The organism is Paraclostridium sp. (assembly GCF_051656405.1).
In the GTDB taxonomy this organism is placed as follows: Bacteria; Bacillota; Clostridia; order Peptostreptococcales; family Peptostreptococcaceae; genus Paraclostridium.
Map to the genome: position 1 here is coordinate 26,805 of NZ_JBOGBV010000069.1, position 21,037 is coordinate 47,841.

At 25.5% G+C, this 21,037-nt stretch carries 26 protein-coding genes, 1 pseudogene and 1 other annotated feature; of the genes and pseudogenes, 20 read left to right on the plus strand and 7 right to left on the minus strand.

Features of this window, described 5'->3' with window-relative positions:
- The first annotated feature begins 313 nt into the window (after nucleotides 1-313).
- Nucleotides 314-805 (plus strand): sigma-70 family RNA polymerase sigma factor, encoded by a 492-nt coding sequence (locus ACRDDE_RS10755; RefSeq protein WP_438627215.1) that lies wholly within the window; start codon nucleotides 314-316, stop codon nucleotides 803-805.
- A 4-nt stretch (nucleotides 806-809) separates the two neighbouring features.
- On the plus strand, nucleotides 810-1,721 hold the full coding sequence (locus ACRDDE_RS10760; RefSeq protein WP_438627216.1) for an anti-sigma factor family protein: 912 nt from the start codon (nucleotides 810-812) through the stop codon (nucleotides 1,719-1,721).
- A 112-nt stretch (nucleotides 1,722-1,833) separates the two neighbouring features.
- Here ACRDDE_RS10760 and ACRDDE_RS10765 read toward each other — a convergent pair whose 3' ends face one another.
- From ACRDDE_RS10765 to ACRDDE_RS10775, 3 genes are all read right to left on the minus strand, one after another.
- Nucleotides 1,834-2,526 (minus strand): CPBP family glutamic-type intramembrane protease, encoded by a 693-nt coding sequence (locus ACRDDE_RS10765; protein WP_438627217.1) that lies wholly within the window; start codon nucleotides 2,524-2,526, stop codon nucleotides 1,834-1,836.
- A gap of 256 nt (nucleotides 2,527-2,782) precedes the next feature.
- Nucleotides 2,783-3,238, minus strand: a complete 456-nt coding sequence (locus tag ACRDDE_RS10770) for a DMT family transporter (RefSeq protein ID WP_438627218.1) — start codon at nucleotides 3,236-3,238, stop codon at nucleotides 2,783-2,785.
- A gap of 17 nt (nucleotides 3,239-3,255) precedes the next feature.
- Nucleotides 3,256-3,675: a DMT family transporter gene (locus ACRDDE_RS10775; protein ID WP_438627219.1), complete on the minus strand. Its 420-nt coding sequence runs from the start codon at nucleotides 3,673-3,675 to the stop codon at nucleotides 3,256-3,258.
- Between the two features lie 120 nt (nucleotides 3,676-3,795).
- Here ACRDDE_RS10775 and ACRDDE_RS10780 point away from each other — a divergent pair, with 120 nt between their 5' ends.
- Entirely contained in the window at nucleotides 3,796-4,503 is a 708-nt protein-coding gene (locus ACRDDE_RS10780) for a cyclic nucleotide-binding domain-containing protein (RefSeq protein ID WP_438627220.1), read from the plus strand.
- Between the two features lie 96 nt (nucleotides 4,504-4,599).
- Nucleotides 4,600-4,825 (plus strand) — a binding site (T-box leader).
- 176 nt (nucleotides 4,826-5,001) lie between these two features.
- Nucleotides 5,002-6,291, plus strand: coding sequence for an aspartate--tRNA(Asn) ligase (gene aspS / locus ACRDDE_RS10785; protein WP_438627221.1), 1,290 nt, complete (start codon nucleotides 5,002-5,004; stop codon nucleotides 6,289-6,291).
- Between the two features lie 94 nt (nucleotides 6,292-6,385).
- Here aspS and ACRDDE_RS10790 read toward each other — a convergent pair whose 3' ends face one another.
- Nucleotides 6,386-7,201 carry a lysostaphin resistance A-like protein gene (locus ACRDDE_RS10790; RefSeq protein WP_438627222.1) on the minus strand — a complete coding sequence of 272 codons (816 nt, stop codon included), beginning with the start codon at nucleotides 7,199-7,201 and terminating at the stop codon, nucleotides 6,386-6,388.
- Between the two features lie 211 nt (nucleotides 7,202-7,412).
- On the opposite strand from ACRDDE_RS10790, the gene ACRDDE_RS10795 reads away from it, so the two are divergent.
- Nucleotides 7,413-7,922: a VanZ family protein gene (locus ACRDDE_RS10795; protein WP_438627223.1), complete on the plus strand. Its 510-nt coding sequence runs from the start codon at nucleotides 7,413-7,415 to the stop codon at nucleotides 7,920-7,922.
- 74 nt (nucleotides 7,923-7,996) lie between these two features.
- Here ACRDDE_RS10795 and ACRDDE_RS10800 read toward each other — a convergent pair whose 3' ends face one another.
- From ACRDDE_RS10800 to ACRDDE_RS10810, 3 genes are all read right to left on the minus strand, one after another.
- A complete protein-coding gene (locus tag ACRDDE_RS10800; RefSeq protein ID WP_438627224.1) occupies nucleotides 7,997-8,920 on the minus strand; it encodes an aminoglycoside phosphotransferase family protein in 924 nt (307 codons plus the stop codon).
- 232 nt (nucleotides 8,921-9,152) lie between these two features.
- Nucleotides 9,153-10,043, minus strand: a complete 891-nt coding sequence (locus ACRDDE_RS10805) for an effector binding domain-containing protein (protein ID WP_438627225.1) — start codon at nucleotides 10,041-10,043, stop codon at nucleotides 9,153-9,155.
- 245 nt (nucleotides 10,044-10,288) lie between these two features.
- Nucleotides 10,289-10,633, minus strand: a complete 345-nt coding sequence (locus tag ACRDDE_RS10810; RefSeq protein WP_438627226.1) for a hypothetical protein — start codon at nucleotides 10,631-10,633, stop codon at nucleotides 10,289-10,291.
- A gap of 335 nt (nucleotides 10,634-10,968) precedes the next feature.
- Here ACRDDE_RS10810 and ACRDDE_RS10815 point away from each other — a divergent pair, with 335 nt between their 5' ends.
- The 15 genes and pseudogenes from ACRDDE_RS10815 to ACRDDE_RS10885 all read left to right on the plus strand — a co-directional run bounded on the left by ACRDDE_RS10815 (nucleotide 10,969) and on the right by ACRDDE_RS10885 (nucleotide 21,034).
- Complete coding sequence (locus ACRDDE_RS10815) at nucleotides 10,969-11,283, plus strand: hypothetical protein (protein WP_438627227.1); 315 nt, start codon at nucleotides 10,969-10,971, stop codon at nucleotides 11,281-11,283.
- A 385-nt stretch (nucleotides 11,284-11,668) separates the two neighbouring features.
- Nucleotides 11,669-12,379 carry a LytR/AlgR family response regulator transcription factor gene (locus ACRDDE_RS10820; protein ID WP_438627228.1) on the plus strand — a complete coding sequence of 237 codons (711 nt, stop codon included), beginning with the start codon at nucleotides 11,669-11,671 and terminating at the stop codon, nucleotides 12,377-12,379.
- Entirely contained in the window at nucleotides 12,373-13,701 is a 1,329-nt protein-coding gene (locus ACRDDE_RS10825) for a GHKL domain-containing protein (protein ID WP_438627229.1), read from the plus strand. Before ACRDDE_RS10820 ends, ACRDDE_RS10825 begins: the two co-directional genes overlap by 7 nt.
- Nucleotides 13,702-13,762: 61 nt before the next feature.
- Complete coding sequence (locus ACRDDE_RS10830; protein ID WP_438627230.1) at nucleotides 13,763-14,368, plus strand: accessory gene regulator ArgB-like protein; 606 nt, start codon at nucleotides 13,763-13,765, stop codon at nucleotides 14,366-14,368.
- Nucleotides 14,349-14,486, plus strand: a complete 138-nt coding sequence (locus tag ACRDDE_RS10835; protein ID WP_323729574.1) for a cyclic lactone autoinducer peptide — start codon at nucleotides 14,349-14,351, stop codon at nucleotides 14,484-14,486. The genes ACRDDE_RS10830 and ACRDDE_RS10835 overlap by 20 nt, the downstream gene beginning before the upstream one ends.
- 467 nt (nucleotides 14,487-14,953) lie before the next feature.
- Nucleotides 14,954-16,225, plus strand: a complete 1,272-nt coding sequence (locus tag ACRDDE_RS10840) for a radical SAM protein (RefSeq protein WP_438627231.1) — start codon at nucleotides 14,954-14,956, stop codon at nucleotides 16,223-16,225.
- Between the two features lie 39 nt (nucleotides 16,226-16,264).
- Nucleotides 16,265-17,140, plus strand: coding sequence for an ABC transporter ATP-binding protein (locus tag ACRDDE_RS10845; RefSeq protein ID WP_438627232.1), 876 nt, complete (start codon nucleotides 16,265-16,267; stop codon nucleotides 17,138-17,140).
- Complete coding sequence (locus ACRDDE_RS10850; RefSeq protein WP_438627233.1) at nucleotides 17,125-17,772, plus strand: ABC-2 transporter permease; 648 nt, start codon at nucleotides 17,125-17,127, stop codon at nucleotides 17,770-17,772. Before ACRDDE_RS10845 ends, ACRDDE_RS10850 begins: the two co-directional genes overlap by 16 nt.
- 370 nt (nucleotides 17,773-18,142) lie before the next feature.
- On the plus strand, nucleotides 18,143-18,379 hold the full coding sequence (locus ACRDDE_RS10855; RefSeq protein WP_438627234.1) for a hypothetical protein: 237 nt from the start codon (nucleotides 18,143-18,145) through the stop codon (nucleotides 18,377-18,379).
- A gap of 309 nt (nucleotides 18,380-18,688) precedes the next feature.
- Nucleotides 18,689-18,823, plus strand: coding sequence for a hypothetical protein (locus ACRDDE_RS10860; RefSeq protein ID WP_438627235.1), 135 nt, complete (start codon nucleotides 18,689-18,691; stop codon nucleotides 18,821-18,823).
- Nucleotides 18,824-18,833: 10 nt separating this feature from the next.
- Nucleotides 18,834-19,154: pseudogene (locus tag ACRDDE_RS10865) on the plus strand (GNAT family N-acetyltransferase); the annotation flags it as partial.
- A gap of 277 nt (nucleotides 19,155-19,431) precedes the next feature.
- Complete coding sequence (locus ACRDDE_RS10870; RefSeq protein ID WP_438627236.1) at nucleotides 19,432-19,830, plus strand: hypothetical protein; 399 nt, start codon at nucleotides 19,432-19,434, stop codon at nucleotides 19,828-19,830.
- Between the two features lie 430 nt (nucleotides 19,831-20,260).
- Nucleotides 20,261-20,422: a Clo7bot family Cys-rich peptide gene (locus ACRDDE_RS10875; protein WP_021428894.1), complete on the plus strand. Its 162-nt coding sequence runs from the start codon at nucleotides 20,261-20,263 to the stop codon at nucleotides 20,420-20,422.
- Nucleotides 20,423-20,474: 52 nt separating this feature from the next.
- On the plus strand, nucleotides 20,475-20,636 hold the full coding sequence (locus ACRDDE_RS10880) for a Clo7bot family Cys-rich peptide (RefSeq protein WP_021428754.1): 162 nt from the start codon (nucleotides 20,475-20,477) through the stop codon (nucleotides 20,634-20,636).
- Nucleotides 20,637-20,908: 272 nt separating this feature from the next.
- On the plus strand, nucleotides 20,909-21,034 hold the full coding sequence (locus ACRDDE_RS10885; RefSeq protein WP_323729567.1) for a Clo7bot family Cys-rich peptide: 126 nt from the start codon (nucleotides 20,909-20,911) through the stop codon (nucleotides 21,032-21,034).
- Nucleotides 21,035-21,037: the final 3 nt, after the last annotated feature.

Sequence of the window (21,037 nt, forward strand, 5' to 3'; positions counted from 1 at the left end):
AGATATCACTCCTTTTATAGATTTAATAACAGTATATGAGGAGTGTTTGTGTAAGGTGCATTTACAAAGATTAAGTAATAGTAGTTTAAATTTAAAATTGATATAATAATTGTTTTAATATAGTACTAATATAAAGAAATAAAGGATAAAAATTTGAATTTAAATAAAAAATTAAAAAAAGTGTCATAAAAAATGTGGATGTGGTTTCTATATATATGTAAGACTAAAAATAATAGTAGTAAAATTTTTCTATAGAAAATAGATTTAAAATATTGATATATATCAGCAACACTAGGAGGTGGTTACAGTAATTATGACATTTGAGGAAATTTTTAAATCTCAATATACATATGTAGTTAAATACGTTATGAAGATTGTTAAAAATCAAGAAGTTGCAGAATATATTGCTCAAGATGTATTTATACAACTATATAAAACGAACTGGAAAGAAATTGAAAATATTAAAGCGTGGCTTATTAAGACATCTATATACAGCTCATATAATCACATTAGGTCAGAAAAAAGGCACGAGTTAAGAATAGAGAAAGCAAGTTTAAATTTAGAAACTATAGATGTACAGACATTAGATGATAGATACATTAAAAAAGAAGAAATAGAGGATGTGCGAAGTACAATGAATGAGTTACGGGAACAAGATAAGAAAATTTTAATTTTAAGATACTCAGGCTTTAAATATAAAGAAATAGCTGAAATATTAGGAGTAGAAAAGTCTTCTATTGGAACAATGCTTGTACGGGCTCAAAATAAATTTAAGAAAGTACACACAGAAAGAAAAGGGAGGTAACTATATGAAATGTTATGAAAGCGGAGAATTGCAGACTTATATAGATGGAGAACTGTCTTTAGATATGATGGAAAAAGTTTCAAAGCATTTAGATGAATGTGAAGTTTGTCAACATAAATTTAATGAATTAGTAGAAGTTAATGACTATAGAACTAGCTTAGAAAATCAGAGTGATTTACAAAATAAAATAGATGTTGAAGTAGCGTGGTATACATTTAATTCAAAATTAGATAGAAAAAGTAAATCAAACGTAATAAAAGGGAGATTCAATAATATGAATAAAATGAAAAAGTTTAGTACAGTAGCAGCGGCATCATTATTGCTATTTATAGGATGTTCAGGAGTTGCAATAGCTACATATAATTTATTTTCACAGCATGTACTAGAAGATGATGTTGTTAATAAAGGATTAGTACGTGAAGATGGATCTGTAGTAGACTCTACAAAAGAAGGCAAATTTAAACCTTTAGATATTAAAATTAAAGACAAAGATATTATCGTACATTTAACAGGGCTATACACTGCTGAAAGTCGTGTATCTGTAAATTATAAAATAGAAACTGTAAATGGAAACTTAGCCCCTATCGAATATGATACAGAAGGATTAAAGTTAAAATCTGATGGTATAGTTGATGGAAAACAAGTAGAGGCTCCTGAAGTATATTTAGGAAAAGAAGTTGATAAAGCATCACAACTGCAGTTTTTAGAATCTACAGATGGATTACCTTTTGAATTGAAGAAAGGAAACAAATCTTTAGATATTGGGATAAGACAAGTTGGGGCTGAGAATGAAGGTACTATTACATTTGCAGGATTTAATCCTATAGATTATCCTGTGAATTTGGATATTAATATTAGTAAGATTGGGAAAATATCAGGATCTTGGACAGGACAAGTAGAAGTTAAATCGGAGTAAAAGACGATTATTAGGTTAAAAGTGGAATGTGGTGAACTTTATATAAAAATAGCTCTAGGTATTAATTTTATTTACCTAGAGCTATTTTTGTAATAACGAAGATTTATTTATTTTACATTAGAGCAAATAACATAACTGTACCTAATCCAAATGTTGTAAAGTCAAATACAACATGGACAATCCATGGAACAATAATACTATTTGACTTTAGTGCTGACAAGTTGAAAAATATCCTAGCTAAGCCTTGAACAAAAAGAATATGAATAAGTGTATGCATTACATTACCATTAAAGTAAGTAGAATAGTGCAATAATCCAAAGAATATAGAACTTAATACAATTCCAATTGTATTAGCTAACTTTAAGTTATCAGTTTTTTTATAAGTAAAATTTGAAATAACTAAAAGAACAAATATACTTATTACTTCTTCAAATAATAATACAAAAGGTAAAGATATAAGTGTTTGAACAACATGTTCAGACCCTGGATTTCCGTGTAAATTAAGTTTGAAAACTACTGTTAGTAAAATACCAGAAATCAAGCTAGCTATTAAAGACACTACATACCATACCGCTATATTCTTAAAAGGCTTTATAGGCTTTGAAAATACATCATTTAGTCCACTTTTTCCAAAAGCAATAACTAAACTAATAATAGATAATAAAGGAACTGATACAATTTTAAACATATATAGTCCCATAGTATCTGATTTAATTAAATCAATTTTAAATGTAACTAATAATAATAGCATTGATACTATAACTGGAAAAAGCTTAAGTTGATATTTTGTTATAATTTGATTCATAATATACACCTCTTTTTTTATTTGTTTAATAAAACAATATTTTAGTTAAGAGAGTTAAAATTTAATATATTCCATACATTCTTATTTTTTGATAATAATTAAAAAAGCAAAAAATAAATTGCATTGGATTTAACAGGTTAAATTATTTTTATATTTGTGTATCCAGTGAGTTTATTCTAAGCTTTTAATCTTTCCAAAACCTTTCTAAAGCATTTCCTAATTATTATTTTTCTATGATATAAAAAAATCGCATCATTTACTCAGATGCGACCTCAACTTCTTCAATCCTATCAATATATAAATTATAAGCAAGTCCTATAATAACTAAAATACCTCCAACAACTTGCAAAACAGATATTTTTCCAGACAATATGAAATCTAAAATTATACCAGTAAATAATTGACCCACAAATAATAATAAAGTTAAATAAAATGATGAAACTTTTGATGATAAAAATACCTGTAAAGATACTATTGCCACACCAACAAGCCCGCCGGTATAAGCAAACCAATTAGCCTCATAAGACGTAGATGCAAATAATTTAGAAGTTTCCCCGCTTATAAATAATATTAATATTGATCCAGCAAGACCAAATATGTAGTTAAATAGTGTGCTTTGATAAACTCCTAATTTTTCAGATAGAACAAAATTTACAGATCTTGAAATTACATTTGCAATTCCAGATAGTATAGCTATTAGTATATAAAACATAAATAATACCCCTCTTCCTACAATGTCATAATAAAAATACCTAATATTATTATTCCGAACCCTATTGTTTTTTTCTTTTCAAATTTATTAACTTCCAAACCAAAGTATCCAAAGTGATCGATAACAATAGATGTAACTAATTGACCTAATAAAGCTAATGAAACAGTAAGTGATACTCCGAGATTTGTAAAACTAATATTAGTAAACAGTACAGTTAATATACCTATAAGCCCTCCTGAGAACATGTAAAAAGGTATTCCCTTAAGAGTTTTTATCTTAGACTTAGTTACTACAAGTAATATTATAATCCCAATAAGACCTACAAAGTGTATGATGACGCTAGAAATATAGTTTCCAGTTGCATTACCAAGGTCCCCATTTAAGACAACCATTATAGATAAAACTACACCTGTTAAAATTGAAATTAAATAATTCATATATTTTACCTCCATGCTAGATTAATAAATAATATAACATAGAAAGAAAGTATTAATAATGACATATGTCATATATAGAGATATAATTTTTTATGTATATTTATGAAAGGGGGTGTTTATATGAAAAAAATAGATGACAAGTTTATTATAAAAACATTTTATAATAAATTGAAAATAAATGAATTGTTTGAAAAAGATATGAGTGATGATATGAAACTTCTTAGGTTTGAAAAAAACGAGTATTTATGTAGAGAAGGTGAGGAGCTAGAATATTTTCTTTTTTTAGTTGAAGGAAAAGCTAAAGTATTTAAAACATTGCCAAATGGAAAGTCTTCCCTTCTTAGTTTTTATAATTCACTTGGAGTTATAGGAGACTTGGAATTTATAAATGAAGAAGTAGCTTCAGGTACATTGCAAGCACTAAGTACATGTAATTGTTTAGCCATACCTATGGATACAGCGAGAGTTAAGCTTATAAATGACTGTAAGTTTTTAAGATTTTCTTGTTTACGCTTAGCAGGAAAGTTAGCGGATATAAGTACGAGTAGTTCTATAAACTTGCTGTATCCACTTGAAAACAGATTAGCAAGCTACATAAATGAGTTAATGATAGAACCTAATTCTGAAATAGAATATGTAGATTTTGATGAAAGTTTATCAGGTGTAGCAGAAAATCTAGGAAGTAGTTATAGGCATTTATTAAGAACTTTAAATTCATTGATTGGAAAGAATATTTTAGATAAAGATAAATTAGGATATAAAGTTATAGATAAAAATAAGCTAGCAGATTTAGCTGGAGATTTGTATAAGGATGTATATTTTGAGTAGGCTAAAAACTAGTTTTTACATATATTAATATATATTTTACAAAAATAATGATTGACATTTTAAAATAAAAGGCATACTATAATGTAAAATAATATTAAAAATTCAGTGAAGGGAAGAGTAAATATTTACTAAGTATCCAAAGCGAGTGGAGGGCGGTGAAAGCTCCATGAGAAAAGAAATATTGAAAGACATCCCAGAGAAACTTATCTGAAATAAAGTAGGATGAGTCGGGTTACACCGTTATATGTAATAAGAGATGACTTAGAGTTACTTAACTTTAGTCAAGTAGAATGGCACCGTGAATATAGCTTTCACTTCTATCATAGAAGTGAAAGCTTTTTTTATTATTATAGAATAGGGCCCATTCTATGGAACTATTTTGCTTGATAAAGTTATAATATAAGTCAAAAAGGGTGGTACCGCGAACCTTCGCCCCTTGAGATTAATATCTCAAGGGGCTTTTTTATACACAATTAAATTATAAGGAGGATTAATAATATGAAAAGAATTTTGATAAATAAATTAAATAACTATATAAATAATGAAGTTAAAATTGAAGGGTGGATACACCGTGTAAGAGTTTTGAAATCGATAACGTTTTTAATATTAAGAGATAGAACTGGATTAGTTCAATGCGTTATTGATAATAACTTAGTTAAGTTAGAAGATATTAAGTTAGAATCGGTTGTATCGATAACTGGTAGGGTAAAAGAGAGCAACAATAAACTAAATAACTTTGAAATTGAAGTTAGTAGATTTGATATAACAAGTAAATGTAAAAATGAACTTCCTATTGAAATAAATAAAGAAGATTTAAATATAAATCTAGTTACCATGCTAAATAACAGAGTTTTGAGCGTAAGGCATGAAAAAATAAATGCTATTTTTAAAGTACAAAATGTAATTGTTAATGGGTTTAGAGAATACTTGATTAGTGAAGGTTTTACTGAAATATTCACACCAAAACTTGTTTCAGAAGGAGCAGAAGGTGGAACTGAAGTTTTTGAAGTTAAGTACTTTGAGAATAAAGCATATCTAGCTCAAAGTCCACAATTTTATAAACAGATGATGGTTGCAGCTGGATTTGAAAAAGTATTTGAAATTGGGCATGTTTATAGAGCTGAACAACATGATACAAACAGACATTTAAATGAATATGTAAGTATGGATTTAGAGTTTGGATTTATTGAAAATGAAGAAGATATTATGAATTTAGAAGAAGAGTTATTAAAATTTATCATAAATAAATTAGAAAAAGAAACTAAACAATATTTAAATTTACTAAATGTAGAACTTCCTAATATAAATGTAAGTATTCCAAGGATAAAATTTAGTAAGGCTATAGAGATTTTAAAAGAAGAACACAATAAAACAAATTTAGAAAATGATTTAGACCCAGAGGCAGAAAAATTGCTATGTGAATATGCTAAAGAAAAATTAGGTAGTGATTTTATATTTGTAACTCACTATCCAAGGGTAAAAAGACCAATGTATACTATGCCATGTGGAGAAAATGAAACACATAGCTTTGACTTACTATTTAGAGGAATTGAGATTACTACGGGAGGTCAAAGAATTCATGATTATGATATGTTAATAAATAATATAAAATATAAAGATTTAAATCCTGAAAATTATTTAAGTTATACTGAGGTATTTAAATATGGAGTTCCTAAACATGGTGGATTAGCAATAGGGTTAGAACGAATCGTTAGTAAAATATTAGGACTTGAAAATGTAAGAGAAGCAACTCTTATAACAAGAGATAGACATAGACTTATACCATAGATTAAGTTTATAAAGGCGTTATCTATAAATAAGATAACGCCTTTCATTAAATACTTTATATTAAATACGACATGAGGGAACTCTTCTATATTATTTAATTTGATACTAGGTACTTCTTATTTTTAATAATAAATTTAATAAAGATTACTAGACCTATTAGAGTAACTAATCCACCAGATATTAAATAAAATGCAATCTCCAAGTTAGTAATATTAGTTACCTTTATGTTTAATGTACCAGTAAAATAACTTATAGCTGTAAAAATACCTGCGAATAAGTTATTTAGTGAATGTACTGAGATGGATACCACTAAATTAGTATACTTTTTATATAGAACACAGCATGCAATACCGAAAGCTATGGCGCCTAATATCCCTAAAGTTTCGTGACCAATACCAAATATTAAAGAAGATACAATTGATGAAAAAACAAAACTAAATCTCATGTTGAGCCTTTTAAAAAGAACTCTTCTAAAAACTATTTCTTCTAAAATTGGAGCTAATATTACTAATACAATAAGAAGAAGTATCAAATCCATAAAATTAGTTGGATTTCCCCAAGAATCATTTAGAAGTTCTAAAGCTTTATTTTGATTAGCAATTGCTAAAATTCCAATACTTAAATTAGCTAGACCAAAAGATAAAAATATCTGAGTACATACCACTTTTAATATTTCTTTTGTATTAGAGACTTTTTTGAAGTTATAAAATCGTTCTTTTACTAAGTTTGGATTTACCTTTCCTGATATTAATGTTATGACTAGTATTGATAAAAACATAATAAAAGCAAATTGTATATTACTTAAGGCCATGCCAAAACTTGATAACGAATATAGTATTTCTCCCAAAGAGACTAAAAAGGTTGTTCCAAACCATATTAAAGCCATTTTCCAAATTTTAATTTCTTTCATTATTTCCCCCTTAAAACTTTTACTATTTGATAATTACTTAATTACAAAAACTGGATATATTTAATTATACTATTATTTAATATGTAAGGTAGATTTTAAAAATAACTAATACAACTTTATATAAATACGACATGAGGGAACTTTTTTAAATTTAAAATATTATCTTTTTTATTAAATTTTTGGTAAAATATAACATCGAGGGAGGTATAAAATGAAAAAGATAATTAATAATTTATTTATTGCGGGGTTTGTATTTTATGTTTTAGTTGTAGTAGGGGAGATTTTATTTAAATATTCATCTCCATTACAGTTATTTGGAAATAGGGAATATTTTAGATCAGTTAATCTAATTCCATTTAATGATATAATTAATGGTAATTTTAATAAACTAGATATTATAGGAAATGTGATATTATTTATTCCACTAGGTATTTATTTAAATATAATTAATCCAACATCTAAAATATCTAATAATATTTGCATCATAATTGGGACAAGTTTAGGCTTTGAATGCATTCAGTATATATTAGGGCTAGGGGCTACGGATACAACTGATATAATTACAAATACTGTTGGAGGACTTATTGGAATAGGTATTTATAAAGTAATTGAAAAATTATTTAAAAACAAAGTTAAAGTTAAAAACTTCGTAACGATTTGCAGCACAGTTGTTATGGTTTTTGTTGGAGTTTTACTAACTGGAATAGTAATGTATAATTAGAATTCTTATATACAAATTTAAAAATCGAAGTGTTAAAATATATATTTTAACACTTCGATTTTTATTATAGAAAATTATAAATATTTTTCACTATTAAGTAGATACCACTTAGGTACAATTTCTTTGAAGTTACTGTAGTCATCAAAAGTATTAAAGCAGCGTTTTTTCATTCCATTGATATCATTCTGTCCAAATTTTTCAGCCCATATTATTGAACCTAATGAGTTATAAGCTACATATACAGCTAGAATGTTCCAAAAATCTATAGGCGGATTTCCATCAAAATATCCATGGATTTGGCCAATTGAAAATGGAATGCTAGCCTCAACATTAAAACTTTGTACTCTTTGAAATTCCTCATACCTATCTCCATATCCACACCTATTAAAATCAATAACTCCAATTGTATCTAATGGAGTTAAAACCAAATTCCCAACATGATAATCACCATGCTTACACACTGTATGTAATGAATTAATTTTTTCAATATTATTTTTAACAAAATTTATTGCAAATTGATCTCCTTTTACACGATTTATGCTATTTTCATATTTAATAAGATTATCTAAAATCTGATCTTTTTTACTATGAGAAATTAAATTATCTGACGGATTAAGTTCTAGCGAATGTATTTTATTTAGTATTTTGCCTGCCTGCAAGCCAAGTTTATATTGTTCATTTTTATTAAAATTACTAATTACATTATTTAGAGGAAATCCTTCTACCCATGTTAATATCATATATACATTGCTATTATTATTGCAAATACCAATTTCTAGAGCTTGTGACATTGAAAATTCTAATACATTACACTTTTTTATAAATTTAAACTCTTTTAGTTTGTTATCATAATTAGATATATCATTAACACGTAATAGTAGCTTATTTCCTTCATAATCTTCTATATAAAACTTTAAATCAGATGACCATCCTTCATTTACTTTTTTAATTACTCTCCAATTCTTGAAACTTGGAATATCATATAACTCTTTGTACATTAAATATCCACTCCTTTAAAAAATACAATTAATGAACTTGTAAATTGCTACTTATTTATAGTATATAAGAAATAATCTTGATAGAACTATTTATATGTGAATTAAACATATTTAAATTATAAAGAGATAGATAAATAATAATCCATTAATATTGTTATAGATATATTTTGAGTAATAAAAAGAGCAATTTAAATATTGCTCTTTTTACTTATAAACTTATATAATTAAAAAACTATTTTTTTAACACAGGAACATAAATATCCATAACTGTATCTTTTCTAAAGTGACATCTTTCATCGTAAAGTTCAAAATCTATCTTATCTTCATCAAATACATAATCACTTTCATTAAACCAATCTTCAAATATATATTTCCAAGTAGCTTTTATTGTTTTTGCAAAATCATTTTGAGATGAATCGTTACTTGTATCCACTGGTGGAGTTGTAAAAACTGCATATGTTGCTTCTGGAATTTCTATTGTAATCATATCTTCTGAAACAGATTCAAAGTCATTAACTATTATACCCATAAGGTATATGGCATCTCCATTTCTATCATTAGATGGTATAAACACACCAACCTCACCATGTTTATCTGGTTTTAAAATTTCATACATTTTGCTTTCTAAATTTTCACCACTGTAATTGCTCCAAAATGAAGCAATATCTTTAGTAAAATTGCAATTCGAAATATTTGTTTGTATACCATACCCTGCAACTTTAAATGCAGGTTTACTTACAATGACAGGATTCATAATATAACCTCCAATTTTATATACTGATTCTTTGTTAAAATAATAGTCCTCCATACGTTTTACATACTGTGTAGGAGTAAATCCATATTCTTTTTTGAATGCTTTTGAAAATCCATTATGTGTATCAAATCCATATTCTAACGCTACATCTATAATTCTATTTCCATCAAATAACTTTGTAGCTGCCAATGATAATCTTCTTTTTTTCACATAGTCCATCAAAGTAATACCTTGGCAAATATTAAATATTCTACAAAAATGAAAAGTTGAATATCCACATTGACTTGCAATTAAATCTGGTGTTAGTTCGCTATTTATATTTTCTTCTATGAATTCAATACACTGTGACATAACATCACTATAGTTCAATGCTAGCACCTACCTTCATCACGTGATAATTAAATTATATTAACTAAACTAATTGTATGTTGTTCCTAATTTGCTATATTCTAAACTTTTTAATTTTATTATAAAGCGTAAATAACTATATAACTGAAAATTGATTAAATATAAATACGAAATTAGGTATACTTTATATATTTAAAACAGTATGTAAACTTATAAAGGAAAAAACGCTTAAAATACTTTAAAGTATTTTAAGCGTTACTAACAAATTAATATCTAAATAATACTAATCTTATTTTATATCCAAATAATGTTCCTGCAAAATATATTTCTTTGCTATTAACATCTAAACCAAGTTCACCCTCTAGGAAATCTTTAAATCCTACATCTATTTTAGGGTTTTGTGGGCTTAACTCTACATTAACAATAGTTATACCCCATAAAGCTAAAGTTACTTTAAATCTTAACTCAGCTATGTTTACGTCTATATCCCAAGACAAAACACCCCATGATCCTTTATAAATCCCAACCATAGGTAATGCCATAAGTTCAGTACATGTTGGTGCAGTTAAAAATGTTTGTTGATCACAAGTTGTTTCTAATTTTATTTCCATAATAAAACACCTCATATTAAAATTTGCTTTAAATTTAAAGCTAATATATGATATGACAAATTACGACAATTTGTGACAAAAATAAAAAATATTTTAAATTGTAATTATAAAAAATATTAAATCATTATTAAAAATGAGAACTAGGATATTAATAAAAACTTAAATATTAAGTATACATATTCAGCTTAAGAACTACAGCTAAGATCACTATATAAATTTATAATTGGTAATATAATGAAATATATAATATAATCAAAGTTGTTAATTACTAAATAATGATAATTAGCCTCACTTAAAATATATATAAGTGAGAACTTTAGGAGGAAAAATTTATTATGGATTATGGGTTATTAAATAGGGGGAGTTTACTGTTTGGATTAATTGCATGTATACTTCCAATGTGTAATATCATAATGCAAAATAAGGTTGGAAATAGATATTGGGGGATTATATCTATAGCCAGTTTTAGTGCGTGTGGCATATCGCTATGTTTACAAATTTTTTATATTAATCATTTAGTAAATATAGAGGATTGGACAGCTATGATGGATACTTTAAGTATGGTGTCACTTGGATCTTTATTACTTCTTATAACTACAATCATACTAAATATTATTGTCAGCAATATATATTTCAATAAAAAATATTAACCTTAATAAACGTATGAATATTACACTCTTTAAATATTGAATAAGGCTGTAGAAAATAAAATATCAGATATATGTAGATACATTTTGCTAGAAATATAAATAGAAAAGACTAAAAATTTTGAAATTAAAACCGATATGGAAAATAGAGCGTGAGTTGTTATGTAGCTATATAACAACTCACTTAACACAGTAGACTAAAAATAGAAATTAATATAAATTGACTAATAAGAAATGTGTAAATACACTTAAAATTAAATATAAATGAAATTCAGAAATAAAAACTTAATTTAAGATCTGTACTGTATGAAGTTAGTTGTATACAACAGGCGTTTAAGAAATGGGATGAAAAAATAAGTATGGATTGACTTTTAATAAGGAGGTTTTTATGAGTTTAGAAATAATTATTTGTGATGATGATTTTGTACATCGATCTATTTTAAGGGATTTTCTATGTAAGGTTTTAGAGGAAGAGTTTTTAGAGTACAATTTGTTAGAGTTTTCATCAGGAGAAGAGTTATTAGAATCTTATCCTAAGAAAGCAGATATTTTGTTTTTAGATATCCAAATGAATGATTTATCAGGAATGGATACAGCTAGAAAAATTAGAGAGTTTGATAGCAATGTAGAAATAATTTTTACAACAGCTATAGCTCAGTATGTGTTTGAAGCATATGAGGTTAAGGCTTATAGATATTTACTTAAGCCACTTGAATATGAAGAAATTAAAAGACAATTAAAGCTTTGTATATCGGAATATTTAAACAGACACAGTATAGTATCTATAGAGTCTAGAAAAGAAACTATAGTTCTTCAAGTAGACGAGATTTTATATGCTGAGGTTCAAAGAAAAGAAGTTACTATATACACAAAGGACAAGACTTATACAATTGAAGTTAGTATGAAAAAAGTTGAAAGAAAACTTTTAAATTATAACTTTTTTAGGTGTCATCACAGCTATTTGGTAAACTTAAAGAAGGTAAATGAATTAAGAAATGATTCTATAATAATCAATGATATTGAAATTCCTGTAAGCAGAGGTAAATATAAAGAGTTTAAAGTTAGGCTTACTAGCTTATTAGGGAGCTCGTTATGTTAAAGAGCCGTTTATTTTGGGAAAGTGTTATCACAATTTCATCAATAATAGAATTATGGGGATGTAAAAAAATTTTTGATTATACAAGTGAAAAAAAGATTAGCAAAATTAAAATAAACATAATTATGCTATTTATTATAGTTTTTATGCTGTTCTTATTACATACAGAAGTATATCCGAATAGTAGAATAACAATATCTATAGTATTAACTTTTGTTTTTTACATTACAACTTACGATATAGATTTTTACACAGGTATAGTAAACATATTGATGTATTGGATGGTTTTATTAGGGATAGATGCATTAAGTATGAGTCTTATAATAAGGGCTAACTCTATTCATGATATGAGCAATCTGCTTTCAAATAATGTTTATAGGCTGGAATCTATTATATTAGGAAAAATTATATTAATTTTTTATATAGTTATATACAAGATAATTAAAAGTGAAATTGAAATAAATAAGAAAGATATTTTTTGTCTAGGTATTCCGATAATTGGTAACATTACATCATTTTTCATTGTGTTTAAATATTTATTTAAGTTTTCTCAACAAGGTTTAATAAGTGAAATACATATATTAAACTTTTCTATATTGTTATTTTTATCAAACATTTCAATTATTTTAGTTATAAGAAAAATTAGAAGAGACAATAAGTTATTGGCAGAATATAAAGTAATGAAAAAAAGTGTAGATATGCAGTATAAGTACTATATGAAAGTTAAAGACAATCAATTAAAAACAAGGCAGTTATATCACGATATGAAAAATCATATTATATGCATAAAAAAACTCAATGAAAATGGATATAGTTCAAATAACTATATAAGTAATTTAGAAAATCAGCTAAAAAGCTATGATAACACATTTGATAGTGGAAACATGTTACTTGATATAATTTTAAGTGATAAGAAAGAAATTTGTGATAAAAACAATATAAATTTCAATTGTAATATAAACTTTACTAAATGTAACTTTATAGAATTAGAAGATATATGTAGTATTTTTTCAAATGTGCTAGATAACTCTATTGAAGCATGTGAAAAGATAAACGATTGTAATAAGTATATATTTTTGGAAGGTAAGATAATAGAAAGTTTCTTTGTATTAAAAGCAGAAAATTCTAAGGCTAATAAGATAAATATTAAAGATAGAAAAGTTATTACAGATAAAAAAGATAAGTTTTTACATGGATTAGGAATAAAAAGTATCAAGCAATCAGTAAAAAAATATAATGGAGAAGTTGTAATAGATTACACAGAGGATAAGTTTATTTTGAATATTTTAATACCAATTGTACTGTATAATGACAAGTTATACTAAAATTAAGACTTTTAGATTTTTATGTGTTATAAAATAATTAAAGTATTTCAAGGGAGTCAATATGATAAAGCTTTTGTCAGATAAGATAGCATATTTTTTAGAGGATAGAAATTTGATAGAAAGTGAAGATACTGAGGTATGTTCCTATGGACTTGAAGTATTAATTTCTTCACTAATAAATTCAATTTTAGTACTAGCTCTAGGAATTATTCTAAATAAGTTTTTACAAACATTAGTCTTTGTAGGATGTTATTGCTACATTAGACAATATTCAGGTGGATATCATGCAAGTAGTCATACAAAGTGTATTTTGACATTTCTGTGTATGTACCTAGCGACTATTCTAATTGCCGATAGCATACACAACATACACTTAAAAGTGATGATAATAGCTATAAGCACAATTAATTGGACTAGTATATATTTATTATCACCTGCGGAGCATGCTAACAATCCTTTAAGCAATGATGAATTAATTAGAAATCAAAAAAAAGCAAGAATTAGAGTTACAGTATTCTTATTATTTACAATTATAGGTTCACAAGTCCAACAAGTATATGAGTATACGGTGTATAGCGCATTAGCACTGTGTTGGATAAACTTTATGCTTTTTTTACAAGTAATTAAAAATAAGGGGGACACCAAATATGAAAAAACTGTTAGATAAAAGCATGAAATGTGTTGGAGGTATGGCTATGTCTGTAGCGAATTTATCTGCTAATAAAACTTGCCTATGGTATAATCACCAACCAGAAGTACCAAAAAAATTAAAAAGCCCTAAATAAGTTTCTTTATTTACCCTAAATAAGTTTCTTAATTAAATAAAAGAACTAACTCGATTTTTATTAATAAAAGCCAAGTTAGTTCTTTTTTACGCATGAAACAATTGAAATAAAGAACCAATTTATAACTATATTTGATTGATTTAAGCTGAATTTTATTAAAGGGATAATAAACTTTTTATATAGCATGTATTCACATTTTTATGAATTTTGAAGCAAGTTATACTATATACTTGCAAGTTATGTATATTTATTGATGATTAAAATTTACAGTGATATTTTATAACTGTGAAAGGGAAAACAACTTATAAGACATTTACAATAAAGAAAAATTTATTAAATTGTTTTTTATAAATCTCTTTTATCAAACTTATAAAAACTTAAATTTTTAGACTTAGGCTTTATTTTTTAAATTAAATTACCTGAGGTAAAGATTTAAACTTAAAAGTTAAATTAAAGGGAGGAACGTTATGGTCAATAAATATTTATATTGGAATAAGGATTTAGAAATAAGAAAATATGAGACTGGGAGATCATTATTAGCCATAAAAAATAATTATAAAAATGAAAGATTAACTAGAGATGACATTCAGACTTACAAACTAAATAACAACACTATAGAAATAATAGGGTTAATCGATGGAACAAAAACATATGAAGAAATTATATACTTACTATCAACAAAGCATAATGAAAGTAGTAAAAAGACTAGAGATAAATTATCTATGTTTTTAAATAAGATAACAAATTTGTATGGAATTAAAATCAATGAACAAGAGTCTACACAAAAAATTAATATGAATATAATAGAAAAGTACATATACCCACATGTTGCATCAGTTGAAATAACAAATAGATGCAATATAAAGTGTATGCATTGTTTTGGGAATTTTAGCTGTATAGATACAAATTGTATAACACTGGAACATATAAAAGGAGTGTTGCATGATTTAAAAAATATAGGTGTTAAAAAAATAGAGTTTACAGGTGGAGAATCTACAGTTTATACAAATATTAAAGAAATATTATTACACGCAATTAAATTAGACTTTGATAATATATCACTATTGGTAAATGGAGTAGGAATATCAGATGAAGTTGTAGATATAATTATTAAAAATAGTTCGAAAATATATACAAAAGTTGATTTACATAGTTTAAATAATGATTATTTTACATGGTTTTCTAAAATTCCAAATATTTTAGATACAGTAAAAAGTAATATAATAAAACTTGCTAAGAATAACGTAAAAATGAAGGTAGAAACAATAGTTACAAGAAAAAATATCCATGAAATTGAAGATATTGCAGAGTGGGTACATAATTTAGGGGTTAGAGATTATGCAATCACTTCTGCCATTTTTAGAGGAAGGGCAGAAACCGCTGATAGTGAACTATATTTAAGCGTACATGATTTTAAGTGTGTAAATGACATATTAGGAAAAATAAACAAAAAATATAAAAGTAATGTATCTTTGACAGAAGGAAGAAGGTTTAGAAGTAAAGGTTTTGGATTTTTAACTCCTCATGTAGCAATTTCTTATAATGGGGATATAAATATTTGTACAATGGATAAAATAGATTACTTTAATAGTAGGATAGGAAACCTATTTGAAAAGAGTATAAAAGACATTTACCATGAAAAATCTGAATATATAAAGGACTTCTTAAATTTAGGAGACCCTATATTTAAATCATTAGAGACTAAAGATTGTGAGCAGAGAAGTTTTTATAGTAATTAAAAGAGTGAACATGGAATTAAATTTTTAAAGGTGAATAAAATGAAAAATATTTTAGTAGTTGAAGGACTTAAAAAAGATTTTGGAGATTTTGCTTTAGAAAATGTAAGTTTTACATTAGAGGAAAATTGTGTAACGGGATTTATCGGAGTCAATGGATCTGGAAAAACAACAACAATTAAGACTATTTTAGGACAAATACTTAAGGATTGTGGAGCAATAAGTTTTTTTGAAAAAGATATAAACATGAATGAAAATGAAATTAAGAATATCATAGGGGTTGTATTAGATGAAGGATATTTTTACAATCATATATCTTTAAACGAAATGAAAAATATAATTTCTTCTGCATATGAAAATTGGGATGAAGAAATTTTTAAGAATTATGTAAAAAGATTTAATTTAAAATTAAATCAAAGGATAGAGACTCTTTCAAAAGGTATGAGAATGAAATATTCAATTGCAGTAGCACTTTCTCATAAAGCAAAATTTTTAATAATTGATGAGCCCACCAGTGGAATTGATACATTATTAAGAAAAGAGTTGATGAATATCCTAATAGAGTTTATGGAAAAAGGTGGCAAAGGGGTATTTTACGCCACTCATACAACATTAGATTTAGAAAAAGTAGCTGATAAGTTAATATTAATAAATAAGGGTCAAATTGTTTTTAACGAAAGGAAAGATAAATTGATAGATTCGCATAAAATTATTAAAGGAAAACAAAGTATACTAAATGAAGAAGTAAAGAAATCATTTATAAGTTTAAATTATTACGGAGAGTACTTTGAAGGCATTACACATGATATATCAAATTTTAATGATAAAAAGTATGATATAACAATGATACAGCCAACTATAGATGATATAATGTTAGCATATATAGAAGGGAGAGACTATGAATGTTTAACCTTCTAAAAAAAGATTTTATAATAATTAAAAACTTTTGGTCATTTTTAATAATATTTTCAATTTTAGGGCCGATTTTTATTAACTATCAAACAAGAGGGTTTGATAGTAGTTTTATAAGTTTCATTATTACTATACTGTTTTTAGAGTTTATATTATATGGATCGGTATCTAGACTAGAAGAAAAAAATAAAGGCTGCATATTACTAACAACAATGCCATATTCTCGCTCAGATATAGTTAAATCCAAATATCTCTTCATAGGATCCATATTTATCATCACATATATACTATACATATTAGCAGCCTTAATAACACCTATAGAAATGAATTTTTTAAGTATAAATTCTATATTAATATCGTTCTTAGTTATATCAATCTTCTTTGGAGTTTATATTCCTATACAGTATAAATATGGAACAGAAAAAACAAAGTATATATCTTCTTGCTTTGTTTTAATTTCGCCACTTTCACTTCCAGCAATCGTAAAATGGATTCAAAGTAAAAACATACATTTAAATATAATAAATAGGGTTCCTAATTTGGTAAAATACATAATTATAATACTAATGTCTTTAGCTATTTTAATAATATCTATAAAAGTATCCATAAATATTTACGCCAAAAAAGATTTAGTATAGTTATGTACATAGCATTAAAAGTGTATACACTACTACTATTCACTTTTATAATTCAATAAATTTATCTGAATAAATGAAAAATATCTTAATGAATTGGGTTTAAGGTTGGCCTGATGTAACAAATATTTGTATAAATTACTTGGAAAATCAATATTAATATATTTTTAAATATAAATTTGTATGATAGTTAATATTTTATAGTTAATTAAGCTATGATAAAATTTAATTGTAATCATTAAAAATTTCTTATCATAATATAAAAATTGAAGGGAGTTGGTCATTATGACATACAATGCATTAGAACTAAGTTATTTAAAAAATAGGGGGATAGAAAACTAGGAGTTCCACCATAAATCGATGGAGGAAATTTATGAATAAAGAATTAAAATTGAAAATGATTGATGAAAGCAATTTTGTTGAGTGTTTTAATTTAAAGCTTGGAAAAGACCAAGAGAAGTTTGTATCACATCCTATTCGTAGTTTGGCGCAAGCATATGTATATTATAATCAATGTACTCCTTTTGGAATTCACATTTATAATAAATTAGGGTTTAAAGAAATAGGTAATTTTGAAGATGATGAGATAATGATGAAATTAATAATTTAAGTTTAAATATATATTTAATAAAACAATTAAAAGGGAGGTACATTGTTATCTCCCTTTTTTAGTATAAAGAATATTAGTTAGTAAAATTTGATAAAATTAGATTACTATTTATGATGCTCTGTACTATAAAAAGTATAGAGGCTAAAATAGAAAATATTAAAGAGATTGTAGATTTTTCATGGGAGACTGCATGTTGTAATGCTAAATGTGGCTTTAAATACAGGGTTTAAGCAAATAGATACATATCGCTCTTATAAGATAAACTTATAACATTAAGTTAAGAAAGATTAAAAATAATGGAGGATAATTATGTTTGATACTATAGAAGTAGGTGATAGTGAACTTAAATCCAACATTACGGACTTCATATTAAGACAACTACCTGATTGGTTTGGAATTGAGGAATCAATAGTAGAATATGTTGAGGGAGTAAAAAGATACTAATTTTTATGTAGCATATGATTTAAAAGCTCCTATTGGATTTATAAGTGTAAAAGACAATAATGATTATACATCCGAAATATACGTTATAGGAGTATTAAAGGAGTATCATAAAAAATATACAGGGAAATCTTTAGTGGATATTGTTCAGAAGAATTTATTCAATCGTGGGGTTAAATTTTTTATGGTCAAGACAATAGGAGATTCAAGTTCAAATAAATACTATGCAAATACACGAAAGTTTTATGAAGGGGTAGGGTTTTATCCTCTAGAGGAAATAAAAGAAATTTGGGATGAGAAAAATCCATGTTTAATAATGATAAAAAGTATTTAAAATTATAGTTATTTAATAAATAAAATTTTAAAAAAACTAAGTTATAATTATGTTTTATTTATAAAGAAATAATGTTAAATGAAAGTTATAACAAATATATTAATTTTATTTAATATTATTTGAATTTGAAAGAGAGTAATAGAAAAGCTTACAGGAAGTAATAATATTGTAAGTACAATTCTTACAATATTATTACTTAACAAAACTTATTGGTGAGGCTACTATAAATTTATAATCTATATAGAATTAAAAATGGGGCCAACTAAGGAAAATTAATATGATAAGAATTAGAAAATACGGATATGTTTTTATGGTGACTATATTCATAATAATAGGTTTATTTATATTGTTTCTATTCAAACAAATGGATTCAGCGTTGACACCTATAGAATTTAAAAATAATGAGATTAAAATAACCCATAAGACATATAAAATAAACAATATAATGGATGTAGAACTATTAGATAAAGTAATTTTATCTGGAGGATCAGGGAGTAATACTCCAAATACAAATAATGGAGATAAGTTTGAGTCTGAAGTATATACACATAAAAATGTAAATCCATTTATAAGAATCAAAACCAAAGATTCAGTAATTGTGTTTAATGAAAATAAAGCAGATGAGACGGTAAATACTTATAATAGACTGATTTATTTAATAAAAAATAGTAATTAGATATACACTAGAAATTACAATTAATAATATAAAATGTTCATAAAATTAAATAACCATTTGCAACTTATATAGTTTATAAAAAAATAATTAAAAGAGGTATTACTTTTATCTTTAGATAAATAGCAATACCTCTTTTGTATGTTAAAAAATATAAGCAAAGGATAAAAATATATAATAAAAAATATTAAAAATACTACAAATTTTATAATTTTTCTGCAATTTATACTATATAACAACAACATATACTTAAATATTGAATTCAATAAGATTTTGGAATAAAGTAACCTTATACAAGGAATTAGATTGATTTAATTTTTAAAAATATACAGATTAAAATTTCATATTTCCTTGAATTTAGCTAAATATAGGGCTATTTTAAGTGAAAATGAATTTTAATAAATTAATCAAATGAAAAAGGAGGGGAATGTTAATGAAATTTATAAAAAAACCAGCAAGAAAATTTGAAGAAGGATTCTGTTTTGGATGGGAATGTAGCCAAGAATGTTTTGGGAATTGTCCAAGTAACTGTATGGGCACTTATGGTACTTGTACAACTAACAATAATGGATGCATAGTTAATAATGGAAATTAAATTTAAAATGAATTTTAATAATTAATCAAATGAAAAAGGAGGGGGAATATTAATGAAATTTATAAAAAAACCAGCAAGAAAATTTGAAGAAGGATTCTGTTTTGGCATGGAATGTAAAGATCAATGTTTTGGGAATTGTCCAAGTAACTGTATGGGTACTTATGGTACTTGTACAACTAATAATAATGGATGCATAGTTAATAATGGAAACTAAATTTATATTCCTGGCATCTTATTAAAGGGATGGATAAATGATTTACACTATAGAGTTAAATTTATAATAAATTGTTAAGGTGGAAAAGAAAAAAGTAATTAATTAGATTATATTGCATGAAGTTTATACTTTTATGTTAAATTTCTTTTCCACTTTTTATACTGTAAATGCTAAATAATTAGAAAATTATAATAAAGATTTATGCAAATGATTTTAAATAATTAAAAAAATTTGATATAGAATTTACAACTATATTTCAAAAGGGGATACAAATGAAATTTATAAAAAAACCAGTAAAAAAATTTGAAGAGGGATATTGCTATACTAGCTGTACATCATATTGTGGAACAAACTCTGGATGTGTTGACTACAGAGATGGAAACTATATGTTTTATTAAATG

Coding starts and splice junctions, on each gene's coding strand:
- ACRDDE_RS10755 (WP_438627215.1), top strand. CDS start 314: ATGACATTTGAGGAAATTTTTAAATCTCAATATACATATGTAGTTAAA.
- ACRDDE_RS10760 (WP_438627216.1), top strand. CDS start 810: ATGAAATGTTATGAAAGCGGAGAATTGCAGACTTATATAGATGGAGAA.
- ACRDDE_RS10765 (WP_438627217.1), bottom strand. CDS start 2,526: ATGAATCAAATTATAACAAAATATCAACTTAAGCTTTTTCCAGTTATA.
- ACRDDE_RS10770 (WP_438627218.1), bottom strand. CDS start 3,238: ATGTTTTATATACTAATAGCTATACTATCTGGAATTGCAAATGTAATT.
- ACRDDE_RS10775 (WP_438627219.1), bottom strand. CDS start 3,675: ATGAATTATTTAATTTCAATTTTAACAGGTGTAGTTTTATCTATAATG.
- ACRDDE_RS10780 (WP_438627220.1), top strand. CDS start 3,796: ATGAAAAAAATAGATGACAAGTTTATTATAAAAACATTTTATAATAAA.
- aspS (WP_438627221.1), top strand. CDS start 5,002: ATGAAAAGAATTTTGATAAATAAATTAAATAACTATATAAATAATGAA.
- ACRDDE_RS10790 (WP_438627222.1), bottom strand. CDS start 7,201: ATGAAAGAAATTAAAATTTGGAAAATGGCTTTAATATGGTTTGGAACA.
- ACRDDE_RS10795 (WP_438627223.1), top strand. CDS start 7,413: ATGAAAAAGATAATTAATAATTTATTTATTGCGGGGTTTGTATTTTAT.
- ACRDDE_RS10800 (WP_438627224.1), bottom strand. CDS start 8,920: ATGTACAAAGAGTTATATGATATTCCAAGTTTCAAGAATTGGAGAGTA.
- ACRDDE_RS10810 (WP_438627226.1), bottom strand. CDS start 10,633: ATGGAAATAAAATTAGAAACAACTTGTGATCAACAAACATTTTTAACT.
- ACRDDE_RS10815 (WP_438627227.1), top strand. CDS start 10,969: ATGGATTATGGGTTATTAAATAGGGGGAGTTTACTGTTTGGATTAATT.
- ACRDDE_RS10820 (WP_438627228.1), top strand. CDS start 11,669: ATGAGTTTAGAAATAATTATTTGTGATGATGATTTTGTACATCGATCT.
- ACRDDE_RS10825 (WP_438627229.1), top strand. CDS start 12,373: ATGTTAAAGAGCCGTTTATTTTGGGAAAGTGTTATCACAATTTCATCA.
- ACRDDE_RS10830 (WP_438627230.1), top strand. CDS start 13,763: ATGATAAAGCTTTTGTCAGATAAGATAGCATATTTTTTAGAGGATAGA.
- ACRDDE_RS10835 (WP_323729574.1), top strand. CDS start 14,349: ATGAAAAAACTGTTAGATAAAAGCATGAAATGTGTTGGAGGTATGGCT.
- ACRDDE_RS10840 (WP_438627231.1), top strand. CDS start 14,954: ATGGTCAATAAATATTTATATTGGAATAAGGATTTAGAAATAAGAAAA.
- ACRDDE_RS10845 (WP_438627232.1), top strand. CDS start 16,265: ATGAAAAATATTTTAGTAGTTGAAGGACTTAAAAAAGATTTTGGAGAT.
- ACRDDE_RS10850 (WP_438627233.1), top strand. CDS start 17,125: ATGTTTAACCTTCTAAAAAAAGATTTTATAATAATTAAAAACTTTTGG.
- ACRDDE_RS10855 (WP_438627234.1), top strand. CDS start 18,143: ATGAATAAAGAATTAAAATTGAAAATGATTGATGAAAGCAATTTTGTT.
- ACRDDE_RS10860 (WP_438627235.1), top strand. CDS start 18,689: ATGTTTGATACTATAGAAGTAGGTGATAGTGAACTTAAATCCAACATT.
- ACRDDE_RS10870 (WP_438627236.1), top strand. CDS start 19,432: ATGATAAGAATTAGAAAATACGGATATGTTTTTATGGTGACTATATTC.
- ACRDDE_RS10875 (WP_021428894.1), top strand. CDS start 20,261: ATGAAATTTATAAAAAAACCAGCAAGAAAATTTGAAGAAGGATTCTGT.
- ACRDDE_RS10880 (WP_021428754.1), top strand. CDS start 20,475: ATGAAATTTATAAAAAAACCAGCAAGAAAATTTGAAGAAGGATTCTGT.
- ACRDDE_RS10885 (WP_323729567.1), top strand. CDS start 20,909: ATGAAATTTATAAAAAAACCAGTAAAAAAATTTGAAGAGGGATATTGC.